A 13895-nucleotide genomic window follows, 5' to 3' on the forward strand; every position below is an offset into this window, starting at 1 on the left:
CGCTCGGCGGCATCGCGGTGTTCGTGATTCGGGCGGGCAGCGCCCGTCAGGAGCGGCGACCGGCGATGATCTCGCGGTAGCGGTGGGCACTGGCTTTGAGGGTGCGCTGCTGGGTGGTGTAGTCGACGCGGACGATGCCGAACCGGGGACCGTAGCCATGCCCCCACTCGAAGTTGTCCAGCAGCGACCAGACGAAGTAGCCCCGCACGTCGGCCCCCTGCGCGAGTGCCGCGTCGACGGCGTCCACGTGGGCCTGCAGGAACGCGGCCCGGCCGGTGTCCTCGACGTACCCGTCCGCGTCGGGTTCGTCGGTGAAGGCCGCGCCGTTCTCCGTGATCACCAGCGGCAGCCCCGGGTAGTCGCGGCTGAGCCGCAGTAGCAGCTCGGTCAGTCCGGACGGGGTGACCGGCCAGCCCAGGCCGGTCAGCGGACCGGTGCGGACCTCTCCGGCCGCGTTCAGCGTGGCGTCGAAGTAGTAGTTGACGCCGAGCACGTCCAGCGGCTGCCCGACGACGGCCATGTCGCCGTCGGCGATCGGCAGGGCGACGCCGCGTTCGGCCAGGTCGGCCAGGACGTCGGCCGGGTAGCGGCCGTGGACGAGGGCGTCGAGGTACAGCCGGTTGTTGAGGCCGTCGGCGCAGCGAGCGGCCTCGGCGGCGGCTTCATCATCGGGTACGGCCAGGACGTTGCCGAGGTTGAGGGTGATCCCGAACCGGTGCGGCCGGGTCGCTGCGGCACGCATCGCCGAGACCGCCAGGCCGTGGCCGAGCAGCAGGTGGTGCGCGGCCGCCATCGCGGCCGGGAAGTCCTGGCGGCCCGGGGCGTGGATGCCGTCGGCGTAGCCGTACGTGGCCACGCACCAGGGCTCGTTGATGGTGGTCCACACCTCGACCCGGTCCGACAGCGCCGCGAACACGAGCTCGGCGTAGTCGGCGAACCGGTACGCGGTGTCCCGGTGCGGCCAGCCGCCCGCGTCCTCCAGCTCCTGCGGCAGGTCCCAGTGGTACAGCGTCACCCACGGGTCGACCCCGTGTGCCAGCAGCTCGTCGACGAGCCGGTCGTAGAACCCGATCCCGGCCGGGTTGACCGGCCCCCGCCCGCCGGGCTGCACCCGGGGCCAGGAGACCGAGAAGCGGTACGTGTCCACGCCGAGCCCCGCGATCAGGGCCACGTCCTGCGGCATGCGCCGGTAGTGGTCGCACGCGGTGTCGGCGGTGCTGCCGTCGCCGATGGCACCGGGGCGGCGGGTGAAGGTGTCCCAGATCGAGGCGGTGCGCCCGTCGGCGCCGGTCGCGCCCTCGATCTGGAAGGCCGACGTGGCCACGCCCCACCGGAACGGCGCCGGTCCGGCGGGTGGGCTGTCGTTGCGGAAACTCATCTGCTGCGTCCTGTCGAGTGGGTGGGCCGGTCGGCGGGCGGCGGGGCAGCCGCCCGCCGACCGGCTGGTCAGGCCCTCAGGCGGGCAGGTTCCACTGCTGGTTGGTCTGCGCGTTGCAGGTCCAGATCTGCAACTTGGTGCCGTCGGCGGTGCCCTGACCGGTCGCGTCCAGGCACTTGCCCGTCACCGGGTTGGTCAGCCGCTTCGTGGTCGCGTTGTAGGTCCACTGCTGGTTCTGGTTGCCGGCGACGCAGTCCCAGATCTGCACCTTCGTACCGTCAGCATTGATCCCGCCGTTGACGTCCAGGCACTTGCCCAGCGCCCGCACCGTCCCGTCAGTCCCCACGGTCCACGACTGAGCGCCGGTCCCGTTGCAGGTCCAGATCTGGAGCTGGGTGCCGTTGGTGCTGTTGGAGGCAGGGACATCGACGCAGCGACCGCTGCCGACGCCGGTGATCGGGCCGGTCCGGGACCCGCCGCCACCGCCGCCGATGCTGAACTCGCCCCGGTTGAACACCCGCGAGTGGAAGTACGACGCCTGCACGGCGGCGTTGTTGTTGTACGCCGGGTCGGTGAGCCACTCGGCCCACACCATCCACCAGGCCCACCGGGGCTGGGCGTTCATGACGGTCGGGCTCGGCACCCGGCCGACCTCGGCCAGCGCGATCGGCTTGCCCCCGGCGATGTTGAGCATCGCCTGGTAGTCGGACTGGCTCGGCTCCATCTTGACCCAGATGTCCAGCGACGCGACGTCGACGTACGAGGCGCCGGGCCAGTAGTCGCCGATCGAGCCCATGTTGACGTCCTTGACGTTCCACACCCACACCAGGTTGTTCAGGCCCTGGCCGGTGAAGTAGTCATAGGTGATCTGGTAGAGCCGGCGGCTGCCGTTGGCGCCGGGGCGCCCGCCCCACCACGACCAGCCCTCGTTCATCTCGTGGATCGGCCGCCACAGCACCGGCACCCCGGCGTTCTGCAGCTGCCGCAGGTAGGGCACGACCTCGGCGAGGCGGTTCTTCCACGCGTTGTTGAGGCTGGAGCCGTTGGTGATCAGCTGGGTCCACTGGCTGTCGGACAGGCTGCCGAGGATGCCCGCCTCGTTCCAGCTGCACGTGCTGCCGATCGTCGGCGGGCACATGTGCCAGGTCAGCGCGACGACCGAGCCGCCCTGCCACTGCCGGATCGCCTCGTTGACCATCGTCTGGCGGGCGTTGACGTCGGCGGCCTCGAACAGGAAGTCGCCGCCCCATAGCCCCGGGGTCTGCCCGGTGATCGACTGCGCGACCCGGGTGTACTTGGTCGGGTCGGAGTTGGGTTCGCGGTTGTGCTGGCCGGACAGCATGTTCTGCCCGGAGATGCCGTTCAGGAAGCTGATCAGCTGAGCCCGGGTCGAGGCGGGGAACGCCTGGGCCGGGGCGGACGGGGCCAGGACCAGAGCCAGTGCCATGGCCGCGAGCAGGGCCAGTGCCCGGCGCAGGCTCGGTGGTCCGGTTCGGTCGGTGCGGTTGCGCATGGTGGAACCTCCTTGTGGGGGACGGGGAGGATCTAGATACCGGGTTCGGCGCAGTACGCCGTGCCCTCACCGCGGATGGTGAGGGGGTCGTGGCGGGCAGGCAGGAAAACCGCCTGCCCGGCGTGCAGGCGGTGCTCGCCTGCGGTGACGGTGCCGCCGGTACACAGCAGGATCCGGGGCAGCGCCCCGGCCAGCCGCGACGTCGAGCCGCTGACGTGGTGCAGCCGGAACTGGGGGCAGCCGGGCCGGTAGACGCCCGAGGCGTCGGGGACCACGCGGCCGGGCTGGGCGCGCACGTCGGTGATCGCCAGCAGCGCCGGGACGTCGACCGGTTTGCCGGTCAGCCCGGCGCGCAGCACGTTGTCGGAGGCGCCCATCACCTCGACCGCGAAGCCGCCGAGGTAGGTGTGCAGCACCCCGGCGGGCAGGTACAGGGCCTGCCCGGGTGCCAGCGTGTGACGGCGCAGCAGCAGCGGGGCGAGCACGGCCGGGTCGTCGGGGTGCTGGCCGGCCAGTCGGGCCGTGGCGTCGAAGTCCTGCCCGCCCAGCTCGCGGGCGGCGGCCGCGACGGCGGTGACCAGTTCGCGCCGCGCGGTTCGCGGCCAGGTCAGCACGGTGTGCAGCGCGGCCGCGACGTCGCCCTGCCCGAGTGCCGCGACGACCGGCGCGAGCTGCGGCAGTGCCAGCCGGGCCAGCAGGTCGGCCGCCTCGGCGGCCGGACGCAGCCCGGCCAGGGCGCTGAACTCGGTCAGGGCGACGACCAGCTCGGGTTTGGCCCAAGGGTCGGCGTAGTGCGGGTCGCGGCGGGCGTACCCCTGGCGGGCCTGCTCGTCGGACGGGTGGACCTGCAGGGACAGCGCCCGGCGCGCCGACAGCAGCTTGAGCAGGAACGGCAGCCGGGGGCCGAAGCGGTCCACGGTCGCCGTGCCGAGTTCACCGACCGGGTCGGCGTCGAGGACCTCGGCCAGCGTGTACGTCCGGCCGCCCCGGTCGAGGGTGGACGGCCCGGACGGGTGCGCGCCGAGCCAGAGTTCGGCCCTGGGCGGCCCCGGCGGCAGCCCGAGCAGGGCCGCGAGTTCGGTGGTCGAGCCCCAGTCGTACTCCTTGACGGGGTTGGTGAGCAGGTCCATCGGTCCTCCCTCCGGGTTAGACGGGTACGCCCGCGAGCGCGAAGGCGAGCGCGGCGGCGCCGTACAGTCCGGCGTCGCGGTCGAGCGAGGTCGGGGTGACCGTGACCCGCTGCAGGAACCCGAGTCCGGCCTGCTCGGCCAGCGCCCGGCGCAGCGGGGCGAACAGGACCTCGCCCGCGGCGGCGACCCCGCCGCCGACCACGACCGTGTCGAGGTCGACCAGCGCGGCGGTGGTGAGGATCGCGGTGGCGAGCGCGGTGGCGCCGCGCGCGAACGCCAGCCGGGCCACCGGGTCGCCCGCCCGCGCGTCGGCGGCGAGCGCCCTGGCGTCGGGGCCGGTCCAGCCGTTGGCGCGGGCGTACGCGGTCATGCTCGGCCCGGACGCGACCGTCTCGACGCAGCCGGTCGCCCCGCACGGGCACAGCGGCCCGGCCGGGTCGATGCTGATGTGGCCGATGTGCCCGGCGTTGCCGGACCGCCCGAAGTAAGGCTCCCCGTCCAGGACCAGGCCGCCGCCGATGCCGGTGGACACGACCACGCCGAGCATCGACGGGGCGGCGGCGCCGTGCCAGTACTCCCCCAGCGCCATGCACTGGGCGTCCCCGGCCAGCCCGACCGGCAGTCCGGTCAGCGCGCCGGCCACGGACGTCAGCGGGTAGTCGCGCCACGCGGCGATGTTGACCGGGCTGACGGTGCCGGCGGCGGCGTCCAGCGGCCCGGCCGAGCCGATCCCGACCCCGAGCAGCCCCCGCGGGTCGAACCGTCCGATCAGGTCCGCCAGCGTCGCCGACGGATCGGCGCCGATGGGCACCTCGACCCGTCGGACGATCGTCCGGTCGGCGCGCACCGCGGCCGCGGCGAAGGTCGTGCCGCCGATGTCGACGGCCAGCACCGCGCTCATGGTCTGGCCTCGTTCACGGTACGCAGCACCGGGTAGGCCAGCAGCCGGGCCGGGTCCAGGGGCCGGTCGGCGGTGACGTGGAAGGTGACGCTCTCCCCCGGCAGCAGCGTGACCAACTGCTCGTCCACGGTCGCGGCCGGGTCGAGGCGGTCGGGGAACAGGGCCAGTTCGCGCAGCAGCGTCCGCGCGGTGAGGTGCACGTCCACGCCGTCGGCGGTCGGCTCGACCGTGGCGTCGAAGTCCGCGACGGGGTAGGCCATGGCCGGGTCCTCGGCGAACATCCTGATCGCCCGCAGGCCGTCGGCCTCGGCCAGCAGCAGCTCCCGGGTCGGATCGCCCGGGGCGGCGACAGCATCGGCCAGGCTGACCCGGGCCACCGACCGGGGCGCCGCCTCCACCGCGACGGCGTCCTTGGCCAGCGGCTGGCCGTGCACGTCCAGGCGGGCCAGGGTCAGGTCGGTCCGCCAGGGCTCGTCGGTGTCGTTGACCAGGGCCAGGCCGCCGTCGTGGAAGGTCAGCAGCCGGTCTGCGTACGAGCGGCGCAGCTCGTACCACAGCGGTTTGCGGCGGGCGGCGCCGTCGACGGCGGCCCACGAGGTGACCGGCCAGCAGTCGTTGAGCTGCCACACGATCGTGCCCATGCAGTACGGCATCAGCGCCCGGAACCGGTTGACCCCGTACGCGATGGCGCGGGCCTGGTTGAGCTGCGTGTAGTAGTGCCAGTCGTCGAAGTCCTCCGGCTGCGGCAGGTGCTCGCCGAGGCCGCGCAGCAGCTTGCCGTTGCCGTCGGCGGCCTTCTGGTGGTGCATGATGCCGGGCGAGTCCGGCGCCAGCGGCTCGTCGGAGACCGAGGCTCGCAGGGTGGCGTACGACGGCGGGCCCTGGAACCCGAACTCGGCCACGAACCGCGGCGTGTAGGTGCCGTAGTAGGTGTAGTCCTCCCGCCCCCACACGGTCCAGATGTGGATGGTTCCGGTCGACGGGTCGTGCACGTCGCGGTCCGGGTCACCCGAGTACGGGCTGCCCGGCCAGTACGGCCGGGTCGGGTCCAGTTCGGCGACCACGCGCGGCAGCAGGTCGAAGTAGAACCCGGCGCCCCAGGCGCGCCCGGCCAGCGGCTCGCGCCAGTCCCAGTGCTGGTGGCCCTCGATGTTCTCGTTGTTGCCGCACCAGATGACGAGGCTGGGGTGGCTCATCAGGCGCACCACGTTCTCACGCGCCTCGGCCTCGACCTCGGCGCGCATGATCTCGTCCTCGGGGTAGGCCGCGCACGCGAACGGGAAGTCCTGCCAGATCAGCAGGCCCAGCTCGTCGGCCAGGGCGTAGAAGTCACCGGACTCGTACAGGCCGCCGCCCCAGACCCGCAGCGTGTTGGCCCCGGCGTCGATCGCCTGGCCGAACCGCTGCGCCAGCCGCCGCGGCGTGACCCGGTGCGGGAAGGTGTCGTCCGGGATCCAGTTGAAGCCCTTCACGAACACCGGCCGCCCGTTGACGACCAGCCGGAACGCGTCGGGGTCCAGTTCGACGGTGCGGAACCCGATCCGCCGGGTCCAGGTGTCGTCGCCGGCGGTCACGGTCAGCGGGTAGAGCGGCTGCTCGCCGTACCCGCGCGGCCACCAGCGGCGGGCGTCGGGTACGTCCAGGCGCAGCACCGCCTCGTCCTGCCCGGCCGGGAGCACCGCCGCGGCCGTCCGCCCGGCGACCTCGGCGGTCACGGTGACGGGGGCGTCGCCGGTGCGCTCGACGCGCACGTGCACGTCGACGCCGTCGGCGCGCACGTGCGGCCGGACCTCGGCGAGCCGCGACCCGGACCACGAGTGCAGGCTCACCGGACGCCAGATACCGGAGGTGACCAGCGTCGGGCCCCAGTCCCAGCCGAAGTTGCAGGCCATCTTGCGGATGAACTGGTACGGCTCGTCGTAGGGCCCCGGTAGCGGCCCGTACGCGGCCTGCCGCTCGTCGGTGTAGGCGTAGGGCGCCCGGAACACGACTTCGAGGCTGTTGGCGCCCTCGACCAGCTGCGCTCCGACGTCGAAGCGGTAGCCGCGGTGCATGTTGGCGGTGTCGCCGATCCGGACCCCGTTGAGCAGGACGGTCGCGACGGTGTCCAGCCCTTCGAACACGAGGTCGGTGCGGGCCGCCCCGGCCGGGTGCCAGTCGAAGGCGGTGCGGTAGCTCCAGCCGGTGCGACCGATCCAGGTGAGCCGGGTCTCGTTGTCGTCACGGTAGGGGTCGTCGATGAGCCCGGCCGCGAGCAGGTCGGTGTGCACGCAGCCGGGCACGGTCGCGGCGACGGAGGTGATGTCACGGTCGCCCGTGGCGGCCGACAGGGTCCAGCCGTCGTGCAGGCGGCGGTAGGTGCTCACAGTTGCGCTCCTTCGACGAACGCCCTTGGCGGCGTTCGGGTGAACTCGTTTTACAAAACCGTGTAAGTAACTGCTGCCGCCGGGGCGCGGCCCGGGAGCCGCTACTTCGCGGCGCCGGAGGTGAAGCCGTTGTAGATGAACCGCTGCAGCAGCAGGAAGATGACCAGCGTCGGCACGATGACCAGGACCGCACCGGCGGAGATGGTCTCCCAGTGGGCGCCGAACGGTCCCTTGAACCGGAACAGCGAGGTGGAGATGGTGCCCAGCTCCGGCGACGGGTTGTAGAGGAACGGGATGTAGAAGTCGTTGTAGACGGTGATGCCCTTGATGATCACGACGGTGGCGATGGCCGGCTTGAGCAGCGGGAAGATCACCGTACGGTAGATCTTGAAGCTGCCCGCGCCGTCGATGCGGGCCGCCTCGTCCAGCGACACCGGGATGCCCCGGATGAACTGCTGGAAGATGTAGATCGCCACGATGTCGGTGCCCATGTAGAGCAGGACCGGCGCCCAGCGGGTGTCGAACAGGCCCAGCGCGTCGACCACCTTGAACGTCGCGACCTGCGTGGTCACCGCCGGCACCAGCGTGGCGACCAGGAACGCGGCCACCACCAGCTTCTTGAACCGGAAGCTGAACCGCTCGATCGCGTACGCGGCCATCGAGCCGATCACGACGGTGCCGGTGATCGAGAACAGCAGGATGAACGCCGTGTTCCCGAACGCGGTGAGCATCTCGCCCTTGGTGAACGCGGTGGCGTAGTTGGCGAAGTTGAACCAGTCGCGCGGCGGCGACAGCGTGTCCCCGCCGGCCATCTCCTGCTCGGTCTTGAGCGAGGTGAAGAAGATGGTCAGCAGCGGCAGCAGCACCACCACCGACGCGGCCACCAGGGACAGGTACTTCAGGGTCACCGCGACCGGGCGCAGGAGCGCGGCGCGGCGCTCCCGGCGGTCGAAGGCGGCCCGCGCGGTCGACGGCACGGTCATGGCCGGTCAGCCCTCTCGTCCGGCACCAGGCGCCGCTGCACCCAGGTGATCAGCAGGATGATGGCGAGCAGCACCACGGCCATGGCCGAGGCCAGCCCCATCTTGTTGAAGTCGAAGGCGAGCTTGACGGTCTGGATGACGAACGTCTTACTCTCGCCGAAGCCGCGGGTCATGATGAACGGGATCTCGAAGACCGACAGCGAACCGGAGATCGCCAGGATCACGGACAGGCCGATGATCGGCCGGATGCTCGGCGCGATGATGCCGCGGAACACCTGCCATCTGGTGGCCCCGTCGATCTCGGCCGCCTCGTGCAGCTCGGCCGGGATGGACTGCATCGCCCCGAGGAACAGCACGAAGTTCAGGCCCAGGAAGCGCCACACCGACACTCCGGACAGCGACACGTTGACCAGGTCCGGGTCGCCGAGCCACAGCTGCTTCGGGTGTACGCCGACCAGGGCCAGCACCGAGTCCAGCGTCCCGCCCTCCTTGAAGAAGTAGAGGAACACGAACGCGACCGCGACCCCGTTGATCAGGTACGGGAAGAACAGCAGCCCCTTGAACAGGTTCCGGAACCTCGTCCTGAAGGTCAGGACCGTCGCGAAGTACAGCGCCACGACGATCTGCACCGCGGCCGCCGCCAGGTAGAACAGGCTGACGAAGAAGACGTGGAACAGGTCCGGCCGGGTGAACAGCTCCACGTAGTTGTCGACGCCGACGAAGTCCTTGTCGGGGCTGACCCCGTCCCAGTCGGTGAAGCTGTAGGAGATCATGTTCGCGACCGGGACGTAGGTGAAGGCCACCAGCAGCACCAGCGCGGCGGCCAGGTATCCCCAGGGAGTCAGCCGCCGGGCCCAGGTCGCCCCGCGCGCGGGCGGCACGGCGGTCCTTGCCGGCGCGTCGGCGGCCGCCGCGGGCGCCGGGTCGACCCGGGGGCCGGTCTTGAGGTCGGTCATGCGGTTCGTGCCCTTCCGAGGTCTGTCCGCTGGTCGGGAGGTGCGGGGGCCGTCAGCCCCGCTTCGGCCGGTCGGCCCCCGCACCACGTACGGGATCGGTCAGCCGACGTTCTTGGCCGCTTCCGACCAGCGCTTGGCGAGGTCGGCGAAGATGCCCGCGAGGTCGCCCTCGGCGGCACCGCGCGCGACGTCGATCAGGCGCTGGCGGTACTCCGGCTTGCCGATGCCGACCTCGGAGAGGTTGTCGATCTCGCTGACCTTCGCCGCGTTGACCTGGGCCAGGTCGATGAACTGCACGCCGGCGTCGGTGAACGGCTTCAGCGCGCTGGGCAGCGGCGCGCCCTTGAGCGCCGACACGGCCTGGTTGACCGCGGCGGTGTCGGACTTCTCCAGGATCCAGTCGATCCACGCCCGCGCGGCGGCCTTGTTCGGCGAGTGGATGTTGACCGCCGACTGGTAGTCCGGCGCCACCACCGAGCAGAACTTGCCGCCGACCTGGGCCGGGAACGGCAGGTAGCCGATGCTGTCGGGGCTCTTGCCGGCCTTCCTGGCGGCGTCCTGCATCTGCACCAGCGACCACGAGCCCAGCCACATCGTGGCGATCTTGCCGGTGGCCAGCAGACCCTTCGAGTCCTCCCAGTTCGTCGTCGTCGGGTCGGACTCCGACAGCTTGTTCTTCACGATGTCGAACAGCAGCGTGTCCCCGGCGTTGAGGTCGCCGCCCGCCGCCCACGGGTCGGACGTGGGCAGGTTGTCGCTGGCCTTGGCGTCGCAGGTGGCCGAGCCGAGCACCGACGACCAGGAGCTGAGCGGCCAGCCGTCCTTGTAGTTCGTGTAGTACGGCGTCGCGCCGGTCTTCGCCTTGATCGCCTGCAGGGCGGCGAGGAAGTCGGCGGGCGTCTTCGGCCACTCGGTGACCCCGGCGGCGGTCCAGACGTCCTTGTTGTAGACGAAGCCGTTGATGAACGAGAAGCCGGCCAGGCCGTAGACCTTGCCGCCCACCTTGCCCTTGCCGGTGCCGGCGGCGGTGTACTTGGCCTCCATCGCCGCGGCGTCGCCCAGCGAGGCGAAGAACTTCGGGTAGTCGGTGGTGACGACGGAGTTCGGGATGAGCAGGACGTCACCGTACTTGTCGGTGTTCATCCGGATCTTGACTTCGCCCTCGTAGTCCGTGATGCCCTCGAACTTGACGGTGACGTTCGGGTAGTCCTTCTTGAACAGGTCCGCGTACTTCTGCATCGTCCCGTCGGTGACCAGGTCGGTGCGGTTGGTCAGCACGGTGATGTCGCCGGAGACCTTGGCCGGGTCCGCCGGGGAGAGCGCGCTGTCGTCGGCCGGGCCCGCACCACTGCCGCCGCCGCAGCCCGCGGCCAGCAGTGCCGCTGACAGCAGCACCGCGGCGAGCGCACGTCGTTTCATGTCAACAACTCCATCTCCAGAAACGCCTGCTGGGGCCCGAGGTGCGGCCGCGACGTCCCTGCTCGTCAGTCGAACTTACGCACTTACTGAACCGAGTAAGTGCCCAGACTTTACGACCGGGTTTCACACCTGTCAACGCGAGCCCGCCAAGCCGCCCCGGCTCCACCTGCGGTCAGCGGTTCCCATCTGCGGCAATGCTTTCCGGCAGCCGTGGCTGGCTGCCCCACCCGCTCGGCGCGACCGCATCCGGGCGACCGCGCGCCTCTTCCCGACCCGCCGCTGCGGTACGATTGGTGAACCGAGAAAGTTCAGGCGGCACGCCGCGACGGGATACGAGGGCCTCCGTGAAACGACCGACCATCGCCGACGTGGCAAAAGCCGCCGGCGTGTCCAAGGGCGCCGTGTCCTACGCCCTCAACGGCCAGCCCGGCGTCTCGGAGGCCACCCGCAGCCGCATCCTGGCCGCTGCCGACACCCTGGGCTTCCGCGCCAACAGCGCCGCCCGGGCCCTGGCCGGCGCGCCGTCCAACGTCGTCGGGCTGACCCTGCACCGCCCGGCCAAGACCCTGGGCGTCGAGCCGTTCTTCATGGAGCTGGTCAGCGGCCTGGAGGCCGAACTGTCGATTCACTCATACGCGCTGCTGCTGCAGATGGTCTCCGGCAGCGACCAGGAGATCGCCGTCTACCAGCGCTGGTGGAGCGACCGGAGCGTCGACGGCGTGCTGGTCTGCGACGTGCGCGACGGCGACCAGCGCATCGAGGCGCTGACCCGGCTGGGCCTGCCCGCTGTCGTCATCGGACCGCCCGCCGCCAGCGGCGCCCTGGCCAGCATCTGGTCCGACGACGGGGTGTCCCTGGTCGAGGCGGTGGAGTACCTCGCCGCGCTGGGGCACCGGCGCATCGCCCGCGTCGGCGGGCTGCCCGAGCTGTCGCACACCGCGATCCGCAGCCAGACCTTCGCCCGCCTCGCCGAGCAGCTGCGCCTGGAGAGCGCGGTGACCGTGCCGACCGACTACACCGGCGAGGACGGCGCCCGCGCCACCCGCCGCCTGCTCAGCTCCGCCAACCGCCCCACCGCGCTGATCTACGACAACGACATCATGGCGATCGCGGGGCTGGCCGTCGCGCGCGAGATGGGCCTGACCGTGCCGGGCGACCTGTCGATCATCGCCTGGGACGACTCACCGATCTGCCGCCTGGTGCACCCGCCGCTGACCGCGCTGACCCGCGACATCTCGGCGTACGGCACGCACGCCGCGCGGCTGCTGCTGGCCGCGATCGACGGCAAGCCGGTGACCGACGTGCACGACGAGCCCGCGCACCTGAGCCCGCGCGGCAGCACCGCTCCCCCGCCGCCCGCCCCGCGCCGACGGGCCGCCCGCCCGGACGCCTGACCGCGCCGGTCTCACCACTGCGGCCCGCGGGCCAGGCGAACGGGGCCCACCGCGGCAGCCGCGTCGACCTCGACGCCGTGCTGGCGAACGGACAGGACCCCCGCTCGCGACAGCTCACCGGCGACCTCGCGGGCCACGCCCAGCAGGCCGCGCCACGAGTCGCCGCCGGCCACCCGGGCCGCGTCGCTGGGGCAGATCGTGGCCTCGGGGCGACGGTGCCGCAGCAGCGCACGCATGGCCGCCGCCAGCCGCACCCGCGAGCCCTCGGGCGTGGGCTCCCACCAGGGGTCGCCCCGTTCGCCCAGGGCCACCTTGGCGTCCTGCACCCGCCGACGGCCCGCCTGCGGATCACTGCGGACGAGTCGGCGAGCCGCCATCAGTTCGTGCACCAGTTCCTGACGGAGCGGCTCGGGGATGGCCGGATCGGTGGTCCGCCAGCGGCGACCGGAGACGATCAGGTAGTGGCCGTCCGCCGTCCTCGGATGATCGCCGTCCGGGTGCATACCCCCATTGTCCTCGGCCGGGTCGCCGCCGGGGCGGCGAGTGGCCGGGGCCGTCCGCCCGGGTCGCCGGCGGGTCAGTCCTCGCGGGCTTCGTCACGCCCGCCGTCCGCGCGCCCGGGCTCGTCCTCGGGTCGCTTGGCAAGATCGGGATCATCGACGACGTCGTCGGAAGGCTGGCGCAGGAGCGCGTCATCCTCTGCGGGTACGGATCCATCACCGGAACGCGGCTCGTAGATGCTCATGAGGCCGATGTACCCGTCCGCACGCCGTCCACACTTCCCCGTCGAGGCGGCGTGCGCCTGGCGTCAGGCCCGGATCGGGCCGGTGCTCTCGCGCACCACCAGCGAGGCGACGTGGTCGAGCACGGTCCGCGCGGGCAGTCCGGCCACGGCGTCGAACAGCAGCCGGGCCGCGTGCGCCCCGTACGAGACGATGTCGCGCCGCAGCACCGTCAGCGGCGGATGCACGACCTGGCACAGCGGCGAGTCCTCGTACGCCACCAGGGACAGGTCGCCCGGCACGGCCAGGCCCATCTCGGCGGCCACGGCCAGGCCCGCCACCGCCATCACGTCGTTGTCGTAGCAGATCGCCGTCGGCCGGGCCCGGGCGCTGAGGATGCGACGCGTCGCCTGCGCCCCTGCCTCGCCCGTGTAGTCGGAGGCCAGCACCGCGCCGTCGACCCCGGACTCGGCGCAGGCGCCCAGGAACACCTCGTTGCGCAGCTTCGTGTGCAGCATCTCCGCCGGTCCGCCGACCCGGGTGACGCGGCGGTGGCCCAGCGCCGCCAGGTAGTGCACCGACTCGGCGACGGCGGTGGCGTCGTCGCTCCACACGCTGCTGAGACGTGGACCGCTCACCGGGCCGCCTACCACCACGGCGGGCAGGTCCAGGCTCTCCAGCAGCGGCACCCGGGGGTCGTCGGCGACCAGGTCGCACAGCAGCACGCCGCTGACCCGGCGGTCGGCGCTCCACCTGCGGTAAACCTGTATCTCGGCGTCCAGGCTGTCGACGAACTGCAGCGCCAGGCCCATCCCCCGCGTCATCAGCTCCGACTGCACGCCGCTGATCAGCTCGCGCCGGAACACCTCGATGTGGAAGGCGGCCGACGGCCGGCGCATGGTCAGCCCGACCGCGGGCACCGCCGCGCCGTGCATCGCCTGCGCGGGCCCGTTCGCACTGAACCCGACCTCGCGGGCGATCCGCACGATCCGCGCCCGGACCTCGTCGGAGACCCCGGGGCGCCCGTTGAGCGCGTACGACACGGCCACCCGGGAGACACCAGCCCGCTGGGCGATGTCCGCCATCGTGGGCTGACGTGCCATCCACCCTCCCCAGTCCAACCACCGGTGAGC

General features: G+C 72.0%; 12 protein-coding genes. 1 reads left to right on the forward strand and 11 read right to left on the reverse strand.

Annotated features, from left to right (window positions below; all coding sequences use genetic code 11):
• Positions 1–46: 46 nt before the first annotated feature.
• The 8 genes from QEZ54_RS09665 to QEZ54_RS09700 all read right to left on the reverse strand — a co-directional run bounded on the left by QEZ54_RS09665 (position 47) and on the right by QEZ54_RS09700 (position 10646).
• Positions 47–1378, reverse strand: coding sequence for a GH1 family beta-glucosidase (locus QEZ54_RS09665; protein WP_281304176.1), 1332 nt, complete (start codon positions 1376–1378; stop codon positions 47–49).
• A gap of 76 nt (positions 1379–1454) precedes the next feature.
• Positions 1455–2891, reverse strand: a complete 1437-nt coding sequence (locus QEZ54_RS09670; protein ID WP_281304177.1) for a glycosyl hydrolase — start codon at positions 2889–2891, stop codon at positions 1455–1457.
• 32 nt (positions 2892–2923) lie between these two features.
• On the reverse strand, positions 2924–4021 hold the full coding sequence (gene manA, locus QEZ54_RS09675) for a mannose-6-phosphate isomerase, class I (RefSeq protein ID WP_281304178.1): 1098 nt from the start codon (positions 4019–4021) through the stop codon (positions 2924–2926).
• Between the two features lie 16 nt (positions 4022–4037).
• Positions 4038–4922, reverse strand: a complete 885-nt coding sequence (locus tag QEZ54_RS09680) for an ROK family protein (protein WP_281304179.1) — start codon at positions 4920–4922, stop codon at positions 4038–4040.
• Entirely contained in the window at positions 4919–7288 is a 2370-nt protein-coding gene (locus QEZ54_RS09685) for a glycoside hydrolase family 2 protein (protein WP_281304180.1), read from the reverse strand. The genes QEZ54_RS09680 and QEZ54_RS09685 overlap by 4 nt, the downstream gene beginning before the upstream one ends.
• Positions 7289–7389: 101 nt before the next feature.
• Positions 7390–8271, reverse strand: coding sequence for a carbohydrate ABC transporter permease (locus tag QEZ54_RS09690; RefSeq protein WP_281304181.1), 882 nt, complete (start codon positions 8269–8271; stop codon positions 7390–7392).
• The gene (locus tag QEZ54_RS09695; protein WP_281304182.1) at positions 8268–9227 is read right to left on the reverse strand and encodes a sugar ABC transporter permease; all 960 of its coding nucleotides are present in this window, start codon (positions 9225–9227) and stop codon (positions 8268–8270) included. The genes QEZ54_RS09690 and QEZ54_RS09695 overlap by 4 nt, the downstream gene beginning before the upstream one ends.
• A gap of 99 nt (positions 9228–9326) precedes the next feature.
• Complete coding sequence (locus tag QEZ54_RS09700; protein WP_281304183.1) at positions 9327–10646, reverse strand: extracellular solute-binding protein; 1320 nt, start codon at positions 10644–10646, stop codon at positions 9327–9329.
• A 344-nt stretch (positions 10647–10990) separates the two neighbouring features.
• Here QEZ54_RS09700 and QEZ54_RS09705 point away from each other — a divergent pair, with 344 nt between their 5' ends.
• Positions 10991–12040: a LacI family DNA-binding transcriptional regulator gene (locus QEZ54_RS09705; protein ID WP_281304184.1), complete on the forward strand. Its 1050-nt coding sequence runs from the start codon at positions 10991–10993 to the stop codon at positions 12038–12040.
• 11 nt (positions 12041–12051) lie between these two features.
• On the opposite strand, the gene QEZ54_RS09710 is transcribed toward QEZ54_RS09705, so the two are convergent.
• From QEZ54_RS09710 to QEZ54_RS09720, 3 genes are all read right to left on the reverse strand, one after another.
• Positions 12052–12543 carry a DUF3253 domain-containing protein gene (locus QEZ54_RS09710; protein WP_281304185.1) on the reverse strand — a complete coding sequence of 164 codons (492 nt, stop codon included), beginning with the start codon at positions 12541–12543 and terminating at the stop codon, positions 12052–12054.
• Between the two features lie 74 nt (positions 12544–12617).
• On the reverse strand, positions 12618–12785 hold the full coding sequence (locus tag QEZ54_RS09715; RefSeq protein ID WP_281304186.1) for a hypothetical protein: 168 nt from the start codon (positions 12783–12785) through the stop codon (positions 12618–12620).
• Between the two features lie 63 nt (positions 12786–12848).
• Positions 12849–13865, reverse strand: coding sequence for a LacI family DNA-binding transcriptional regulator (locus QEZ54_RS09720; RefSeq protein ID WP_281304187.1), 1017 nt, complete (start codon positions 13863–13865; stop codon positions 12849–12851).
• Positions 13866–13895: the final 30 nt, after the last annotated feature.

The organism is Catellatospora sp. KI3 (assembly GCF_029948125.1).
In the GTDB taxonomy this organism is placed as follows: domain Bacteria; phylum Actinomycetota; class Actinomycetes; order Mycobacteriales; family Micromonosporaceae; genus Catellatospora.